This window comes from Klebsiella sp. Ech2A (assembly GCF_030078455.1).
GTDB lineage: Bacteria > Pseudomonadota > Gammaproteobacteria > Enterobacterales > Enterobacteriaceae > Klebsiella > Klebsiella terrigena.
Genome location: NZ_JAQGFU010000035.1, coordinates 15,126 through 32,651, shown reverse-complemented (window position 1 = coordinate 32,651; position 17,526 = coordinate 15,126). Strand labels below are relative to the sequence as shown.

The following is a 17,526-nucleotide window of genomic DNA, read 5'->3' as shown; positions in this document are numbered from 1 at the left end:
GAGCCATAAAGTATAGATAGCCGCGCTCCGTTTGCCCCAGTTAAAGTCCGAACTCGCTCCGTTACCCGCCAGCAGGCGGCGCTTTCGCCATCCTGAAGGGTTAATTATCAACCGCACAGGCGCTCTGCAGCGTCGCCACGATCCGCCCGACCACCTCATCCGGCTCGGCGGTCGCATCGATAATATGGTGCGCGGTTGCCCGGTACAGCGCCTCTCTTTGGGCCAGCACTTCGCCAACCTCATCGCGGATCGGTTTGCCGGTTAGCGTCGGACGCTGTTCGGTTTTCGGATAGGCTTCAAGGCGGTCAATCAGCGCAGATACCGAGGCCTGGAGATAGAACACCACGCCGTTCTCACGCATAAACTGGCGGTTCTCTTCGATGAGCACAATGCCGCCGCCGGTCGCAATAACCGCTTCCGGGCGGGTGACCGCTTTTAGCGCCTGCGATTCCAGCTCACGAAAGCGATCCCAGCCCTCCTGCTCGACGATCGTCGCGACCGTACGCTGCTCAAGCGCCTGCAGGGCATGATCGGTATCGGTAAACTGGTAATTGCGCGCCCGCGCCAGCGCGTGGCCGATCGTCGTTTTACCGCAGCCGCGTGGACCGATGAGATAAATTGGCTGTGTCATTACCGAAGACCCTCTGGTTCCGCATTTTGCGGGAAAATGAATACGAAAAGTGCGCAATGATACCTGCAAAGCGGCGTCACGATAACCGTAAAATAAACGTTACAAATTATCAGGCGCTCCCTTTCATCATAGAGAGCAAAGGGATTTTGCATGTAAACCTATCATTGCATTAAATGTTGCGCCAGATTTACCTCGACTCAGGGATTATTTTTTAGCCGCTGGCAAGCGTAAACGGTAACACATTTATGCAAAGCTTTACGCTGCAACATATTTACAACATGGGTGGTCCAGACGCACTCTGACCGTAATTTATCAGTGTGACAGAGGAATGTATCATGCAATCTGAAGAACAACGCCTTATCGATGGGCTGTTTTCCCGACTAAAAGAGGCCGGAACGCAGAGCGCATCGCGCGATGCCGACGCCGAGGAGCGGATTGCGCAGCACATCAAGGAGCAGCCGGCCGCCCCCTACTACATGGCGCAAACGATCCTGATTCAGGAAGCGGCGATTAAGCGGCTCAACGATCGTATCCAGGCGCTGGAAGGCCAGGTGACGCAGCTGCAGGCGGCAAAACCGAGCAGCGGCGGGTTTCTCGCCGGCCTGTTTGGCGGCGGTCAGTCGCAGTCGCGCGGTTCTGACCCTATTCCGGGCGCGGAGCAGTACGGTCGGCCGCAGGCCGGCGCACAGCCGCAGTATGCCCCGCAAATGCAGCAGCAGAACTACGCTCCTCAGGCGGCTCGCGGCGGCGGCTTTATGGCCGGTGCGCTCCAGACCGCGGCGGGCGTGGCGGGCGGCGTGGTGCTCGGCAATATGCTGACCAATATGTTCAGCGGCTCGCACCCGCAGGAGATCGTCAATATCATCGAAGAGCAGCCGCAGGCCGACCTCGCGCAGACGGCGGACAGCAGCGCGTCGGACGATCCCTTCCGTCAGGACGACGGTCAGTTCCTTGCGGATAACAGCACCTATAGCTCCGACTTCGACGCCGGCTTCGGCGATGACGACATCGGCAGCGACGACGATAGCTGGGTGTAGGCTACCGACCTTTCGCTTCTGTAAGCCACTTCTCCAGCGCGGCGGCAAACTGCTGACGGTCGCGCTGCGATAGGGTATCCGGGCCGCCGGTTTGCACGCCGCTGGCCCGCATCGTTTCCATAAAATCACGCATCGTCAGGCGCTCGCGAATGGTGGCCTCGCTGTAGCGCTCCCCGCGCGGATTGAGCGCCGCGCCGCCTTTGGCCAGCACTTCGGCAGCCAGCGGAATATCGGCGGTAATCACCAGATCGCCCGGCTCGCACAGGCGAACGATTTCGTTATCGGCGACATCAAAGCCCTGCGCTACGCGCAGGGTGCGAATAACGCGCGACGGCGGCACCCGCAGCGCCTGGTTTGCCACCAGCGTCGTCGGCGTTTGCGTGCGCTCGGCGGCACGAAACAAAATCTCTTTAATCACGTTTGGACAGGCGTCCGCATCAACCCAAATAGCCATTCCAGCTCCTGTGGACGAAAAAGGGGGCGATTATTGTCACCTGCTTTTGTCCCCCGGGAAAGCTCCGGAGTGATAAGCTAGATAACTCACGACAAAATAAGCACAGGAGAAGGGTGATGGAGAAGAAAATTGGCTTTATCGGCTGCGGCAATATGGGTAAGGCCATTCTCGGCGGCCTAATCGCCAGCGGGCAGGTACAGCCGGGACAAATTTGGGTCTACACCCCGTCGCCGGATAAAGTAGCGGCCCTACGCGACCAGTACGGTATCAACGCGGCGCAGAGCGCTCAGGACGTTGCCCAGGTTGCGGATATTGTGTTCGGCGCAGTGAAGCCGGGGATCATGGTTAAAGTGCTGAGCGACGTGGCCTCCAGCCTGAATAAAGATTCTCTGGTGGTCTCCATCGCGGCGGGCGTCACCCTCGATCAGCTCGCGCGCGCGCTGGGACACGATCGCAAGATCGTCCGCGCCATGCCTAACACGCCCTCACTGGTCAACGCGGGCATGACCTCCGTCACGCCAAACGCGCTGGTCACCAGCGAAGAAACCGCTGAAATTCTGACAATTTTCCGCTGCTTTGGTCAGGCTGAGATTATCTCTGAGGCGATGATCCATCCGGTGGTCGGCGTCAGCGGCTCGGCGCCGGCCTACGTGTTTATGTTTATCGAAGCGATGGCTGACGCCGCCGTGCTCGGCGGCATGCCGCGGGCCCAGGCCTATAAGTTTGCCGCGCAGGCGGTGATGGGCTCGGCGAAAATGGTGCTGGAAAGCGGAGAGCATCCGGGCGCGCTGAAGGATATGGTGTGCTCGCCGGGCGGAACCACCATCGAGGCGGTTCGGGTGCTGGAAGAGAAAGGTTTCCGTTCAGCGGTGATCGAAGCGATGGCGAAATGCATGGAAAAATCAGAGAAGCTTAGCCGCTCCTGAAGCCGGGCATAATCGGGTGAGGCTCGGCCTCACCCGATTCCACTATCCCTGTTTTTTCAGGCAGGCGCTCATAAATTTCTTACGATCGTCCCCTTTCAGCGACTGCTGGGTCGCCTGGCCGTTACACTCGCCCATTTTTTGCTGCTGAGGCGTTAGCCCTTTTTTCTCCGGAGCCGGCGCATCTTTCTTCAGACAGCTGCTCATGAACGCTTTACGCTCGTCCCCTTTCAGCGCTTTCGCCGACGCGTCTTTGTTACAGACCGTCATTTTTTGCTGCTGGGGAGTCGACGTTTTTTCCGCGGCACTTACCGCTGTGGCAAAGACCAGGCCGAACAACAGAGCTACCAGTAATGTTATTTTCATCGCACCATCCTTTTGTGAGCCAATCCCTGTAAGTCTGGTCGCTGACGGGAAAAAAACCAGCCGGCGGCAGAAATTCGCCGCCGGCACGGGCTTATTTCAGGCCCAGAGCCTCTTTCATGGTGTAGAACAGGTCGGTCTGATCGGTTAGGCCGACGACGTTCGCCGCATGCGGGCCGTAGGCGGCGATGCGCAGCTGCGTCCCGGTATGCTCCATCGACTCGCCCTCGGAGTTACCGTAGCTCATCACCATCACCGCACCGTCTTTGGTGGTCAGCGCCTGCGTCAGGCCCGGAGCTTTAGCATCCGCGGGGATGATCTGGCTGGAGTGCGCATGGTCGGCGGTCACCACCACCAGGGTGTTGCCATCTTTTTTGGCGAACTCCAGCGCTTTCTGCACCGCTTCGTCGAGGTCGACGGTCTCGCCAATCTGGCCGCACGGGTTCGCCGCGTGATCCTGTTTGTCGATGGAGGCGCCCTCAACCTGCAGGAAGAAGCCCTTCTCGTTGCTGCTCAGCAGGCTGATGGCTTTATCCGTCATCTGCGCCAGCGTTGGCACCGAGGCGTCGCGCTTCGCGTTCGGGGTACAGGTTACCGCCGGCTTGTCGATATTACCGTGCAGGGAGGCTTTAGGCCCTTCCCAGCGAACCGGCATATTACCGTCAGAAAACAGCCCCAGCAGCGGTTTGCCCTGATTGGCTTCGCCGACCGCGGCCAGCGAAGCGGCGTCGGTAACAATCTGGTAGCCGCGGGCGATCGCCTGGTCATGCAGCGTTTTGCCCTGCCATTCACCGGCGGTGGCGGTTTCAGCGAAGGTTTTTGCTCCGCCGCCCAGCGTCACGTCGGCGCGGGCGTTCAGCAGCTGCTCGGTAATCGAGCCCTTGCCGCCTTTTTCCAGCGCGTTGCCCGGACATTTTTCGCTGGTAACGCTGGGGCCATAGCACTTACGTGAGGTCACGTGCGCCACCAGAGCGGCCGGCGTGGCGTCCTGCAGTTCGGCGGTAGAGACGTTGCCGGTAGCAAAGCCGGCGGCTTTCGCCAGCTCAAGGATGGTCTGGTGATCTTTCTCGTGGATATCGACGCCCAGCGCGCCGTTATAGCTTTTGACGCCGGTGGTCCACGCCGTCGCGGAGGCGGCGGAATCGGTCACATAATCCGGCTTGCCGGTTTTCTTATCCAGAGAATAATGGGTGTACTGGCCGGTCAGCGGCAGCGCATCAATACCTTTGAAGAAACCGCCCGCGCCTTCGGCATAATTGCGTGCGGCAGTAATTTCTGAATCCCCCATTCCGTCACCAATCAGCAAAATAATATTTTTGGCTGGCTTGTTGATTAATGAGGCCTGTAACGCGGCAGTTTGGTCGCCGCTTAAACGACGAGCGCCGCCGGGAGCGGTGATATCTCCCTGGGCGGCACGATTATCGAGCGCCGGGGCGGACGGGGTATCAGCATGAATAACCGGGGAAGCCAGCAGAGGCAGCAGGGCAATAAAGAGGGCGCTTAATTTCACTTTTGTCGTCTCCATGTAAAAATACTTAAAAAACAAAACGAGGGAGACTTTATAAAAGCGATGTGACAGTAAAATGACAGCATCCATGCCTTGTCACAGGCGCTAGCTACGAGGATGCCGCAACAGCTTTTTTATATATTGCTGCAACCGCTGGGCATCGCGCTCGTCAACCAGCGGACCGGGGCTGGCCTGCTCGATAGCCTGTTCAATATCGTTAATTAACGCCCGCTGAGCGTCCTGCTCCATATGCCTTAGCAGCGCCGTGACCACCACTTCCAGCGCTTCAACCTGCACCGTCAGCTCCTTTGTTTCCTCTTCCTTTTGTGCCAGATTTACCAGTAGCTCGGCAATGAGATTCTTCACAACGCTTTATCCTTAGGCGAGGTCCGTGAGTTGCTATTTATGTCATACATTAGCCGTCGGATACCAGAATTATTTTTTTAAAATGATTACTCGCCGCAACCAATATTTAGCGAAACGTTTTGCTCATTACTTATTTGGCGCGAGGGTTCCCCTGAATACCGGCGTAATAATCTTCATAACTAAATTTAATAGATAAGAGTTAAAAGGAATATTGCTATTCCAGCGCCCGCGAAAATAAATTCGGTTGCAGAAAGGCGGCCAACCTGGCAGGAGCACAGCCAGCGATCTGACGGGTCGAGGCCGGTGAATGAGTCGGGAGCCGCAGGGTCAAGGCATCAGCAATTTTAGGGATAGCGCATATATAACTATAACGTATCGCCATAATATATCTGGTAGCCCAAATTCACGCTGTCCGGTGCATCTTTACCGGCAAGTCTGGCAAGCAGTATTTCGCTGGCCGTTTTACCGATGTCATAACGTGGAGTAATGACGCTGGCTATTTTCTGCAAACTTGCGCGGCCAATTTCCAACCCGTGAAAACCAGCAATAGCCATATCCTGCGGCACCGCTTTACCCTGAGACTGACATTCAAGCAATACGCCAACCGCCAGATCGTCATTGGTACAAAAAATCGCGTCGATACCCGGGCACGACTGCTGCATTTTCAGGAACATCTGCCGCCCAAGGGCGACCGAAGAAATCGTACGCGGAGCCATGTGATACGCCTTCAGGCCATGAGCCTGCAGCGCCAGTTCGGTACCGCGAAAACGGCTCAGATCGCGGGGATCGTCCATTGAGCCAAAGAAGGCAATTGACCGTTTGCCGCTTTCGAGAAAAGCGTTGGTCATATCCCGTGCGGCCTTTTCGTTATCGAAGCCCACCTGAATATCAAGCTGCGGGCCACCGAAGTCCATCAGTTCCGCAACCGGAATACCGCTCGCGCGTACGTATTGGATCATGCGATCGCTATGCTGCTTGCCGGTCAGGATCAGGCCATCGATATTATATGAAAGCAGGTTGAGCACTTCGCGCTCTTCGCGCTGGGGGTCATATTCGTAGTTAGCGATCAGGGTCTGGTACTGATGCGCGGAAGTCACCGATTCAATACCGGCCAGCACGTCGGCGAAAATCTGATTGCGAAAGGAGGGGATCAGCACGCCGATTGTTTTACTGCGCGCGTTGAGCAGAATTTCCGGTGCCCGGTTGGGGATATAGTTATTCTCTTCCATGACTTTAGAAATAAGCTCGCGGCTGCGCTGCGACACCTGGCCAGGGTCGCGCAGATAGCGGCTCACCGTCATTTTATTAAGCCCCGCCAGGTTGGCGATATCCTGTAATGTCATCCGGCTGTTTTTCATCAGGTTCTCTACGACAAACGACTTATGTGCTCGCAGAGAACCTTACCACAGCAGCTACGGTTTATGTTAACCCGCAACCTTTTTTGCCGTCAGCAGCGATGAAGAGGGTTCATTATTGGCCCGCACGTTATACATCAGCACCACCGAGGCCAGCAGCGCAATAGCCATAAAGGTATAAGAAACGCCGGGACCGCCCGTAACGCCATTCAAATAGCCAACCAGCCACGCGCCGAGGAAAGCACCAAGCGCCCCGAAGCTGTTAATCAGCCCCATAGAAACGCCGGAGACGTTGCGCGGCAGCAGCTCAGGAATCAGCGCAAAGAAGGGACCGTACGGCGCGTACATGCAGGCTGCGGCAATCACCAGCAGAGCATAAGAGAACCAGAATGCCTGGTTGCCCACCATCCATGAACCGAAGAAGGCAATAGCGGCGATCAGCAGCAGTGGCCAAATAAACAGCTTACGATTCTGGAACTTGTCCGACAGCCAGGAGACCGTCAGCATTAATATAATGGCAGCCAGATACGGCACGGCCGCCAGCCAGCCTACCGCCACAATATCCATCTGCGCGGCATTTTTCAGAATCGACGGCATCCACATCATAAAGCCGTACACGCCGATGCTCCACAGCGCATGCACGGCGCACAGCATAATGACGTTGCGCGACCGCAGCGCCTCGCCATAGTTACGTACCGGCTTGATATGACTCTGTTCGCTATCCATCGCCTGCTGCAGAGCCTGTTTTTCCTGCTCGTTCAGCCAAGAGACCTCTGAAGGTTTATCGCGAACCAGTATCCACCAGCATACCGCCCACAGAACTGCCGGAATGCCTTCGATAATAAACATTTCCCGCCAGCCCCAGGACTGAATCAGGTAGCCGGAAACGATAGACATCCACAGCACGGTCACCGGATTACCGAGGATCAGGAAGGTATTGGCACGCGAACGCTCGGTTTTGGTAAACCAGTTGCTGATATAAATCAGCATCGCCGGCATCACCGCCGCCTCGACCACGCCGAGGGTAAAGCGAATAGCCATCAACATCGGAATATTACTGACAAATCCGGTCGCCGCCGCGCAGACGCCCCATAATATAAGGCTGCAAAAAATCATTTTGCGCACGCTGCGTTTTACGGCATATATCGCACCGGGAACCTGGAAAAAGAAATAGCCGAGAAAAAAGAGCGCGCCAATCAGCGACGCGGTCCCTTTGGTGATGCCTAAATCATTTTCAATTCCCGCCGCGGCGGCAAATCCGTAATTCGCGCGATCGAGATAGGCCAGACTATAGGTAATGAAAATGATGGGCATTAAATACCACCAGCGACGCGCTGGTAACTTCGCGAGCATTTGCATAAGCAATCCTCAGATTATGTTCGTAGGCAAACGGGTTTAATTATGACTTCAGCTTCATTTTATTAACTGCGCCTAAAGCAGCAGCGATACAATCTGGATTAGGCTGGAAATTAGACGGCGGCAAGCATCCCTCCATCGACAAACAGCAGATGACCGTTGACGAAGTTGGCCGCCGGAGAGGCCAGGTACACCGCAGCGCCAATCAGCTCCTCCGGTTTTCCCCAGCGGGCTGCCGGCGTACGCTGATACAGCCATGCGGAAAACGCCTCGTCATTCACCAGCGCAGCCGTCATCTCGGTAGCAAAATAGCCGGGGGCAATGCCATTAACCTGAATATTATATTCCGCCAGCTCCACGCACATTCCACGGGTAAGCATTTTGACCGCCCCTTTCGATGCGGCATACGGGGTAATGGTTTTTCGACCTAATTCGCTTTGCATCGAGCAAATATTTATTATTTTACCCGCGCGGCGCGTCATCATATATTTAGCGACCTGCTGCGAGACGAGGAACACCCCTTTCTGGTTAACTTCAATAACCCGATCCCACTCCGCTTCGGGGAATTCAGTAAAAGGATATCGGCGCTGGATCCCGGCGTTATTAATTAAAATATCAATCGCCCCAATTTCCTGCTCAATACGGGTAATCCCGCGCTCAACCTCCTCCGCCCTGGTCACATCAAATGCGCATCCCACTGCGCGATAGCCCCGATCAACCAGCGCCTGCGCGGCCTGGTCCGCACGCAGCTGGGTCCGATCGTTGATAATGATCTCCGCGCCGTACTCTGCAAGGCCGCCGGCCAGCAGATTACCAATCCCCTGGGCAGAACCGGTGATGAGCGCTCGCTTCCCCGATAAATCGAATAAATTTCGCATAAAACCTCTTTTAAGATAGCTGTTACGCGTAACTGTATACGCGTAACAGTTACAAATAGAAGGGGCAAAGAGGTGAAAATGATCATTTTGTGATCGGAGATACATTTATAACCGGGAGAGATCGGTAACCGGCATTTACGCTGTGACGTAAATACCGGCAGAAGGGAGGAGCGTGATTACGCCGTCGCCTGGCGGCTGCGCCGCAGCATAACCGCCAGCTGCCAAAGGTTAATCAGCACGATAATCGCCGTGGCGATAAACACCCAGCGGAAGCCGGCCATTGCCGATACCGAGGCGCCAATCAGCGGCCCGACGACGTTCCCCAGATACATAAACGACTGGTTGTAGCCGAAGATGCGTCCGGTCACGCTATCGCTGCAGTATTTGAGCAGCAGCGTTTGCACCGCCGGCAGCATCGCGCCGTCGGCAAAGCCCAGCATGAAGCGCAGCACGCCCAGCTGCAGCGGCGTGGTCACGAACGACATCGCAAAGAACATCACCACCGCGCAGCACAGCGTCGCCAGCAGGATCCGCGAGGTGCCAATCCGATCGCCAAGCTTGCCTAAGCGCGGGGCCGAGATCAGCGCCGAAACGCCCGGCACGGCGGCAATCATGCCGGCGAGGAAGGCAATATTATTGCTCTCCGGGGCCATCGATTTGATAAACAGCGCCAGAATCGGCCCGATTGAACCGTTGCACAGCTGAATCACCAGGGTGGTGAAGAACAGGCTAATAACCAGGCCGGGATAGGGCAGCGAAGCAAATACCTCCCTGCCGCTTAGGCGATCCGCCTTATTGACCTGCGGGCGCACGCCCTCTTTAATCAAGAACAGCGTCACCAGGAAGCTCACCGTCAGCAAAATGGCGGTAATGATAAACACCATTCGCAGACCAACGTGGTCGGCGAGGAAGCCTCCCAGCAGCGGTCCGCCGATGACGCCGCTAATCTGCGCCGTCGATAGCGTACTGAGCGCCCAGCCGCTGCGCTCGCGCGGCACCTGAGAGGCCACCAGCGCCATCGCATTAGGAATATAGCCGGAAGTCAGCCCCATCACCGCGCGCAGGATAAACAGCTGCCAGACGTTGGTCGCAAAGGCCTGAAGCAGGATGGCAATCGCCATTCCCAGGGAGGCGCGCAGCAGCATCAGCTTGCGCCCTTTGCGATCCGCGAGGCTACCCCACATCGGCGAAACGATGGCCGATACCAGGAAGGTGACGCTAAACGTCAGGCCTGACCACATCGACAGCGCCTCGTGAGAGGTGACGCCCAGCTGAGAAACATAGAGCGGCAAAAACGGCAGAATTTGGCTGATTGCCAGGCCGGTAAAAAAGCAGCCGAACCAGACAGAGATGAGATTAACCTTCCAGGATTCCATAACTACGCGTATTCATTAGTTTTTTGTGAATTATTATCTAGCTTAGCAAGTTCCCTCCGCCGGCGTATTACCAGAGATGCGCTCGCGATCAGTTTAGTGTTTTATCATTCTATATCCCGATTTATAAAATATTATCAGAGCTAATCGCCTGAGCCTCAGGGCGTTGTGCTGACTTCGCGTCGCCGCCGCGCATCGCCCCCCACCCTCGCCTGCTTATCCGCAGCGGCGGTTGCACAGCTTTTAACCCCCCGCAATCTGCCGCAGAGATTCTGGCAGCCATGCCGTCATCGCGCATGCTATGTTATGTGCTTTGATGTAATCAGGATGGAAGTTGAAATGGCTAAGATGAGGGTTGGGATCGTTTTTGGCGGCAAGTCGGCAGAACATGAAGTGTCGCTGCAGTCGGCGAAGAACATCGTGGAAGCAATTGATAAATCGCGCTTCGACGTCGTTCTGCTGGGGATTGATAAACAGGGTCTCTGGCACATTAACGATGCCGGTAACTATCTGCTGAACCCGCAGGATCCTGCCCATATTGCGCTGCGTCCCTCCGATGTCACGCTGGCGCAAATTCCCGGTCGCCAATCCCGGCAGCTGATTAATGCCGACAGCGGCCAGCCGCTGGCCGCCATCGACGTCATTTTCCCGATTGTCCACGGCACCCTGGGAGAAGACGGCTCGCTGCAGGGCATGCTGCGGATGGCTAACCTGCCCTTCGTCGGCTCTGACGTGCTCGGCTCCGCCGCCTGCATGGATAAGGACGTTACCAAGCGCCTGCTGCGTGACGCCGGCCTGTCTATCGCACCGTTTATTACCCTGACCCGCGCTAACCGCCAGCGCTTTAGCTTCGCTGAAGTGCAAAACACCCTCGGCCTGCCGCTGTTTGTCAAACCGGCCAATCAGGGCTCTTCGGTGGGCGTGAGCAAGGTGAATAACGAAGAGCAGTATCAGCAGGCGGTCGCCCTGGCCTTTGAATTTGACCATAAAGTGGTGGTTGAACAAGGCATTAAGGGCCGGGAGATCGAGTGTGCGGTACTGGGTAACGATGAACCTCAGGCCAGCACCTGCGGTGAAATCGTCCTCAACAGCGAATTCTACGCCTACGACACCAAGTATATTGACGACCAGGGAGCGAAAGTCGTCGTTCCGGCCGCCATTGACGGTGAAGTTAACGATAAAATTCGCGATATCGCCGTTCGCGCCTATCAGACGCTCGGCTGCAGCGGCATGGCGCGCGTCGACGTATTTCTGACGGCAGATAATGAAGTTGTTATCAATGAAATCAACACGCTGCCAGGGTTTACCAATATCAGCATGTATCCCAAGCTGTGGCAAGCCAGCGGACTGGATTATACCAGCCTGATCACCCGCCTGATTGAGCTGGCGCTGGAGCGTCACGCCGCCGATCGCGCGCTGAAAACCTCGATGAACTGATGAAATTGCCCCGGCGACACAGCGCTTGCCGGGGCGACAGCTTTACGGCCCGGGCGGCCGCATTATTGCCCGCGACCTAGGCTTGCTCCGCCGGACGACGGCGAATAATAAACCCCGCCAGCCAGAAGCTAATGACCCAGGTCACCAGCCCCACGGCATAGGATTGCCAGCCCTGAGTTTCAAACCCCAGCAGCCCCACCACGCCGTTCAGAATAAAAATTAACCCCAGCGCAATAGCGTAATAGTGCCAGTCACGGCGAATTTTCTCAGTAAGCTTCATGACAACTCCAACGGCAAAAAAAGCATCTTCGCACAGGTGCCATCCGCGGTCTGTAGCGGCATTGAGAATTATTTAACAGTGGGAGATGGCTCTCTCTTTGCCAAACTTTTAGCACGCTCGCAAAGCGGCAAGTTCAGGAATATTCCTGGCCGGAAATTACCAGCAATCTGATACTGGATAGCGCCCCCCGCTGCCAAAATAATCGCCGTGTAGCCGGTGTAAAAAACGGCTGAGAAGTGGAGTACGGAGGTTATATGGCAGAGTTTGCCTTTTCAAAAACGCTCTTTGGCAAAAAAAGAAGGAGCCCGCTGACCAGCAGCAATATAGCCTACGGACTGTTTGTACTGTTCTGCTTCTGGGCCGGGGCGCAGATGCTGAGCATGCTGGTGCACGCCCCCGGCGTTTTTGAACACTTAATACAGGTCCAGAATACCCACCACCCGCGCGTAGAAATCGGTCTGGCGGTGGGGACAATATTTGGCCTGGTCCCCTTTCTGATTGGCTGCCTGCTGGTCGCTCTTCTCGGGCTGTTCCTGCGCTGGCGCAATAATCGCTAACGACGCGCCATGCAGCTGGCGCGCCGCTCATCCACCCGCTTCGCGAACCAGGCGGTTGTCAGATTTCGCGTAATTTTCGGGCTTTCGAGCTGGATCCCGGGGAGTATTTCCCGCGGCACGGCCTTGCCTGCTTTCTTATCCGCAAGGCGGAAAACCTGCTGATAGAGGTCAGTTTTCTCAAACGCCAGGCTGTCGCCTTTCTTCAGCTGTCGGTGAATATCGTCATCACTCATCGCCAGCTGTCCGGCTACGCGCCGCACCGCCAGCTCGGTGGTCCCCGGCTCGTCGCTGTCGTAGCGAATCAAATCCCCGTCCAGCGCCAGCTTCACGCCGCTAACGTTGCTGACCGCATGCTGAAATGCGGCATTGCGGCTGGCGTACCAGCCGGCGTTGAAATCAGCAAAACGATACAGCGGCGCGCTATAGTTCGCCGGATAGTTCAGCAAATGCCGGGTGCCAAACCACAGGCCGCCGCGCAGGCTAAAGACCTCCTTGCGCACGGTGCCCTCCATTTTCCACGGATAGCCGTCGGTGTGCTGCTGAGCGAAGGCGATGCTGACCTGCATCGGGCCGCCGGTGTGCACCGGGTTGAGGGAGCCAAACAGGGTCTGGCCCATCGGCACCATGTCGATAAAATCGTCAAAAACGGCGCTCAGCTGCTTCTCCGTTTTCACGCTATCCAGGCGCTCGCTGTAGCTTTTGCCGTTCGGCGAAGGAATTTTTAGCGCGGTATGCACGACGAACAGCGGAATGTGCATTTTTTCCGCCCGGCGGTCTATCTCCTGCCAGGCGATTTTATTCAGCCCCGGCACCACCGGGTCAGACTGATAGTTGGACTCCTGCTGGGCCACCGCGAGCACCGAACAGACGTTTTCTTCCGTCGGCGCCAGCTTCTGGCTTTCGAAGGCTTTAGCTATCGCCTGCGCCCATTGGTCACGGTCCTTCACGCTGGCCGGCATTTTTTGCCGGACTACGGCGGCAACGTCCACGGGCTTTTCGCCTTTTTTTAGCGCCGGCCCTTGATTACTGGTACAGGCGCTGAGAACCATCCCCGCCAGGAGCGTCAGGGAGAGCGAAACGATACGAGTAGAGGCTGCTGCCGCCATAATCCTTCCTTGAGATAATTAACCGAGCGTTTGCGTGACTTCATTCAGCTCTTTGCCATCGAGCTCACGCTCAAAGCTGCGCAGACGTTTGTAGATGGACATCAGCTCCACCAGCGTCGTCCAGGAGCTGATCAGGTACTGGAACGAACCGCGAACCTGGCCAAATACGTTGGTTATCTGCGTCATCAGACCCAGCGTAATGGTACCGGCCACGATCGACGGAAACAGCAGGAACAAACCGAAAACGTTATCGACCTGCAGATAGAGAATGCGCGCGATGTTGAAGTACATGTAGTGGAAATAGAGGCGGAAATAGTTGCGGCGTACGGCGCCGAACAGCTCGCGTACGGTCGGCGGCGTCGCGCGAGCGGCATCGTCTTCGCCGTAGACCAGCTCTTTACGATAGGCCGCCTCAACGCGCTGGTTTTTAAACTCCAGCCCCGGCAGCCTGATCCCCACCACCGCCAGCATACCGGTTCCCATCAGCGACCAGACGATCGCCGCAATCACCAGGCCATACGGCAGGTGGCCAACAATCGGCAGGTCCGGCACGTGCTCGGACAGGGTGACCAGCACCGGCAGAAAGGCAATCAGGGTCATCACCGCGTTGATAAAGCTGACGCCCATATCTTCAAGGGTGGAGGCAAAGCGCATGGTATCTTCCTGCACACGCTGGGCCGCGCCTTCGATATGGCGTAAATGGTGCCAGTGCGCCATGTAGTGTTCGTTCATCGCGGTACGCCAGCGGAAGACGTAGTGGCTGACGAAAAAGTTGTTCATCACGCCGATAATCACCGCAATAAGCGCAATCCCGAGGAATACGCCAATTTCTTGATAAAACTGGTTGATGCTGACCTTATGCGGCGTGGCGAGCGCGGCCTGTATCAGATCGTAGAACGGCGCGTACCAGGCGTTGATCGCCACCCCGACTTCGACCATAAACCAGGTGACGAAGATAATCAGCGCGGTGCCGAGGATCGACCAGTACTGCCAGCGATGCGGACTGTAGATAAACCAAAACAGAGCGAACACGCCGACGCAGAACATATAGTAAACGTAGAACAGCAGATAGTTCAGCGACCAGAAGCGCGCGGCGCTGATGGCCACGTTTTGCGAGGCCCCGGTTAAGCGCAGCAGCCAGTCGCCGCCGCCCGCCTGCCAAAAGATCACCGCCAGCAGCGACCAGATAAAGGCAGAGATAAAAAACGGCCCCGGTTTGGGGAAAAAAGATTTAAACATCATGCTCTCCTGCTAACTTCTTCTCATTCTGATTATGCTGTGTACCACGACAATGCCCGCCGCAGAAGGGCGCGGCAAAGAAAGGCGACCGGATGATGAGACCGGATATCAGCAGCTTAGTTCGTCTGCCAGGCGCTAAGAATTGTTTCTGTGGGTTTCACGCGTAGCGGATTGCCGGGGACGGTCAGCGTACGCCAGACCTCGTTATAGTGGGCAATCAGCGTTTGCGCCTGCGCCGCCGGGCGGTTAGCGGTGGTATGCGCATCCTCGGCAACGGTTATCGCATAGCCGCGGCTGGCGCCGTTCTTGATGGTGGTATCAACGCAATAGTCCGTTGCGCAGCCGCAAATCACAAACTGCGTAATGTCCTGCTCGCTCAGCACCCGCGCGAGGCGGGTCTGGTAAAAGGCATCGCAGGCGGTTTTGGTGACAAAAATTGCATTTTCCGGCTGCTCCAGCTCAGCCAGCAGCGCGAAACCTTCGCTTCCCTCTTCCAGGCCGCCGTCCTCCGCGTGCTGAATAAAAATCACGCGATCCGCGGCGCGGATCAGGCGGTTAATTTGTGCGACGCAGCGCTCACGCTCAATACGCGGGGTCGCAAAAACGCCATTTTGCATATCCACTACCATTACTACCCGCTGAGCGGCCATGTATCTCTCTCTTACAACCTGATTAACCAAACAATAATCATACGCGCCCGCCGGGTAAAGCGGGTATCGAAAGCGTAAAAAATCGTTTTTTACTCACCGTTACGTTTTTCCGTGAAATATTGTCGTCATTGCGCTTCGCTGTGCGCCGCTTCGTAGTATAAATACGCTCTATATCTCTTTTCATCATATGGATACCCCCGTTGAAACGTAGTCTGCTCATTTTTGCTGCGCTGTGCGCGGCGTCGTGGACATCGGTCCAGGCTGCTCAACCGAGCGTCGACCCGGAATTTGCCTCCGATGTTGTCGACCGTTACGCCAACCATATCTACTACGGTAGCGGTGCCACCGGCATGGCGCTGGTCGTCATCGACGGTAACCAGCGCGTTTTTCGCAGCTTTGGCGAGACGCGTCCGGGCAATAATGAACATCCTCAGCTGGATTCCGTTATCCGCATCGCCTCACTGAGCAAGCTGATGACCAGCGAAATGCTGGTGAAAATGCTCGATCGGGGGGTGGTGAAGCTTAACGATCCGCTGAGCAAATACGCTCCGCCGGGCGCTCGGGTGCCGAGCTATCAGGGCACGCCGATTACGTTAGTTAACCTGGCGACGCATACCAGCGCCCTGCCGCGTGAACAGCCCGGCGGCGCGGCGCACCGCGCGGTCTTCGTCTGGCCAACTCGCCAGCAGCGCTGGGAATGGCTGTCGACGACGTCGTTGAAAGCCGCGCCCGGCTCGCAGGCCGCCTACTCCAACCTCGCGTTTGATCTGCTGGCAGACGCCCTCTCGAACGCCGCGGGCAAGCCTTATCCGCAGCTGTTTGAAGAGCAAATTACCCGCCCGCTGGGCATGAAGGACACCACCTTTACGCCATCGCCGGACCAGTGTGGCCGCCTGATGGTCGCCGAGAAGGGCGCCAGCCCGTGCAACAACACCCTGGCGGCGATCGGCAGCGGCGGCGTTTACTCCACCCCGGGCGATATGATGCGCTGGATGCAGCAGTTCCTCTCTTCTGATTTTTACACCCGCGGCCAGCAGGCTGACCGCATGCAAACGCTGATCTATCAGCGCAGCCAGCTGACCCGCGTTATTGGTATGGACGTGCCGGGGAAAGCCGATGCGCTGGGCCTTGGCTGGGTTTATATGAAGCCGAAGAACGGGCATCCGGGCATTATTCAGAAGACCGGCGGCGGCGGTGGATTTATTACCTACATGGCGATGAACCCGCAGGCTAACGTGGGCGCCTTCGTGGTGGTCACCCGTTCCTCGCTGACGCGCTTTAGCAATATGAGTAACGGCATCAATGACATGGTCAGCGAACTCAGCGGCGAAAAACCGCTGGCCGTTCCCGAATCCTGATTAATATTCTGAAGGCAAATGGTTGATGCTGACCAGTTTGCCTTTATCCATCTCGATATAGCCGCCCTTACGCAGAGCAGCAAGCACTTCGGCAACAACGGAGCGCGAAATACGCGTTTTTTGATGAATATAATTCATAACGCCAATACGGAAGCGTAACTGTTCGTCCCAGTCAATCATCGACAGCAGCGTTGCGCGAATTTGCTCGTAGGAGTTATTACCGATTAGCTGCAGGTCGCGTAGCTCCATAATGCGGTTATGCCATACCAGCCAGCAGAATGCGTCGCGCCACAAATTATTCTGGTCGATTATTTTAATCGCCTGGGAGGAAGGCAGATGGTATCCGCTGCACTCTCCCTCGGTCATTAATTTATATTTCACCTCATTTTTCATTACCCCATCGGCCAGCCCGATAATAAAAGGGGCCTGAGCGATACCCACAAGGATATTTTCACCTCTGCGCAGCGAGATTACGCCGGCTAAAACAACCACCGTTTGGTCGCAATGTATATCGTTCGAAAATATCATCTGCTTTTCACTGCAAAAATCGAAGCGCGTGCCGTATTTTGACAGGCACCGATCCAGCTGACCAAATTCATTAAGCGGTTTACTCAGCGATAGCATTTATGCATTCCTGACAATAATGCCCGTCAACT

19 protein-coding genes are annotated in these 17,526 nt (G+C 56.3%); 5 read left to right on the top strand and 14 right to left on the bottom strand.

The window, feature by feature from the left end:
• Positions 1–100: 100 nt before the first annotated feature.
• A complete protein-coding gene (gene aroL / locus PFH44_RS09800; protein WP_045854176.1) occupies positions 101–631 on the bottom strand; it encodes a shikimate kinase AroL in 531 nt (176 codons plus the stop codon).
• 335 nt (positions 632–966) lie between these two features.
• Between aroL and PFH44_RS09795 the strand changes: the two genes are divergently transcribed.
• The gene (locus PFH44_RS09795) at positions 967–1,668 is read left to right on the top strand and encodes a DUF2076 domain-containing protein (RefSeq protein WP_283824910.1); all 702 of its coding nucleotides are present in this window, start codon (positions 967–969) and stop codon (positions 1,666–1,668) included.
• A gap of 1 nt (position 1,669) precedes the next feature.
• Here PFH44_RS09795 and PFH44_RS09790 read toward each other — a convergent pair whose 3' ends face one another.
• A complete protein-coding gene (locus tag PFH44_RS09790) occupies positions 1,670–2,122 on the bottom strand; it encodes a YaiI/YqxD family protein (RefSeq protein WP_045854174.1) in 453 nt (150 codons plus the stop codon).
• 116 nt (positions 2,123–2,238) lie between these two features.
• Between PFH44_RS09790 and proC the strand changes: the two genes are divergently transcribed.
• Positions 2,239–3,048 (top strand): pyrroline-5-carboxylate reductase, encoded by an 810-nt coding sequence (gene proC / locus PFH44_RS09785; RefSeq protein WP_045854173.1) that lies wholly within the window; start codon positions 2,239–2,241, stop codon positions 3,046–3,048.
• A 42-nt stretch (positions 3,049–3,090) separates the two neighbouring features.
• Here the strand turns inward: proC and psiF are convergent, their stop codons facing one another.
• From psiF to PFH44_RS09750, 7 genes are all read right to left on the bottom strand, one after another.
• Positions 3,091–3,411, bottom strand: a complete 321-nt coding sequence (psiF, locus tag PFH44_RS09780; protein ID WP_283824909.1) for a phosphate starvation-inducible protein PsiF — start codon at positions 3,409–3,411, stop codon at positions 3,091–3,093.
• Positions 3,412–3,502: 91 nt separating this feature from the next.
• Entirely contained in the window at positions 3,503–4,933 is a 1,431-nt protein-coding gene (gene phoA, locus PFH44_RS09775) for an alkaline phosphatase (RefSeq protein ID WP_283824908.1), read from the bottom strand.
• Between the two features lie 87 nt (positions 4,934–5,020).
• The gene (gene iraP, locus PFH44_RS09770; protein ID WP_045854171.1) at positions 5,021–5,281 is read right to left on the bottom strand and encodes an anti-adapter protein IraP; all 261 of its coding nucleotides are present in this window, start codon (positions 5,279–5,281) and stop codon (positions 5,021–5,023) included.
• A 365-nt stretch (positions 5,282–5,646) separates the two neighbouring features.
• Positions 5,647–6,639 (bottom strand): DNA-binding transcriptional regulator IdnR, encoded by a 993-nt coding sequence (idnR, locus tag PFH44_RS09765; RefSeq protein WP_045854170.1) that lies wholly within the window; start codon positions 6,637–6,639, stop codon positions 5,647–5,649.
• A 66-nt stretch (positions 6,640–6,705) separates the two neighbouring features.
• Positions 6,706–7,995 carry an MFS transporter gene (locus PFH44_RS09760; protein WP_045854169.1) on the bottom strand — a complete coding sequence of 430 codons (1,290 nt, stop codon included), beginning with the start codon at positions 7,993–7,995 and terminating at the stop codon, positions 6,706–6,708.
• A gap of 110 nt (positions 7,996–8,105) precedes the next feature.
• Positions 8,106–8,870 carry a gluconate 5-dehydrogenase gene (gene idnO / locus PFH44_RS09755; RefSeq protein ID WP_076944634.1) on the bottom strand — a complete coding sequence of 255 codons (765 nt, stop codon included), beginning with the start codon at positions 8,868–8,870 and terminating at the stop codon, positions 8,106–8,108.
• A gap of 176 nt (positions 8,871–9,046) precedes the next feature.
• Positions 9,047–10,246: a multidrug efflux MFS transporter gene (locus PFH44_RS09750; protein ID WP_045854167.1), complete on the bottom strand. Its 1,200-nt coding sequence runs from the start codon at positions 10,244–10,246 to the stop codon at positions 9,047–9,049.
• 336 nt (positions 10,247–10,582) lie between these two features.
• Here PFH44_RS09750 and ddlA point away from each other — a divergent pair, with 336 nt between their 5' ends.
• Positions 10,583–11,680, top strand: a complete 1,098-nt coding sequence (ddlA, locus tag PFH44_RS09745; RefSeq protein WP_045854166.1) for a D-alanine--D-alanine ligase — start codon at positions 10,583–10,585, stop codon at positions 11,678–11,680.
• Positions 11,681–11,756: 76 nt separating this feature from the next.
• On the opposite strand, the gene PFH44_RS09740 is transcribed toward ddlA, so the two are convergent.
• On the bottom strand, positions 11,757–11,960 hold the full coding sequence (locus PFH44_RS09740) for a DUF2754 family protein (protein WP_045854165.1): 204 nt from the start codon (positions 11,958–11,960) through the stop codon (positions 11,757–11,759).
• A 254-nt stretch (positions 11,961–12,214) separates the two neighbouring features.
• Between PFH44_RS09740 and PFH44_RS09735 the strand changes: the two genes are divergently transcribed.
• Positions 12,215–12,517: a DUF2755 family protein gene (locus PFH44_RS09735; protein WP_045854164.1), complete on the top strand. Its 303-nt coding sequence runs from the start codon at positions 12,215–12,217 to the stop codon at positions 12,515–12,517.
• On the opposite strand, the gene PFH44_RS09730 is transcribed toward PFH44_RS09735, so the two are convergent.
• From PFH44_RS09730 to PFH44_RS09720, 3 genes are all read right to left on the bottom strand, one after another.
• On the bottom strand, positions 12,514–13,623 hold the full coding sequence (locus PFH44_RS09730) for a DUF1615 domain-containing protein (RefSeq protein ID WP_283824907.1): 1,110 nt from the start codon (positions 13,621–13,623) through the stop codon (positions 12,514–12,516). The two genes, PFH44_RS09735 and PFH44_RS09730, sit on opposite strands and share 4 nt — an antisense overlap.
• Positions 13,624–13,641: 18 nt before the next feature.
• Entirely contained in the window at positions 13,642–14,862 is a 1,221-nt protein-coding gene (sbmA, locus tag PFH44_RS09725) for a peptide antibiotic transporter SbmA (RefSeq protein WP_283824906.1), read from the bottom strand.
• A gap of 116 nt (positions 14,863–14,978) precedes the next feature.
• A complete protein-coding gene (locus tag PFH44_RS09720; protein ID WP_283824905.1) occupies positions 14,979–15,491 on the bottom strand; it encodes an isochorismatase family protein in 513 nt (170 codons plus the stop codon).
• A 221-nt stretch (positions 15,492–15,712) separates the two neighbouring features.
• On the opposite strand from PFH44_RS09720, the gene ampH reads away from it, so the two are divergent.
• Positions 15,713–16,870 (top strand): D-alanyl-D-alanine-carboxypeptidase/endopeptidase AmpH, encoded by a 1,158-nt coding sequence (gene ampH / locus PFH44_RS09715; RefSeq protein ID WP_045854160.1) that lies wholly within the window; start codon positions 15,713–15,715, stop codon positions 16,868–16,870.
• Here ampH and iprA read toward each other — a convergent pair whose 3' ends face one another.
• On the bottom strand, positions 16,871–17,494 hold the full coding sequence (gene iprA / locus PFH44_RS09710) for a hydrogen peroxide resistance inhibitor IprA (protein ID WP_283824904.1): 624 nt from the start codon (positions 17,492–17,494) through the stop codon (positions 16,871–16,873).
• Positions 17,495–17,526 lie beyond the last annotated feature (32 nt).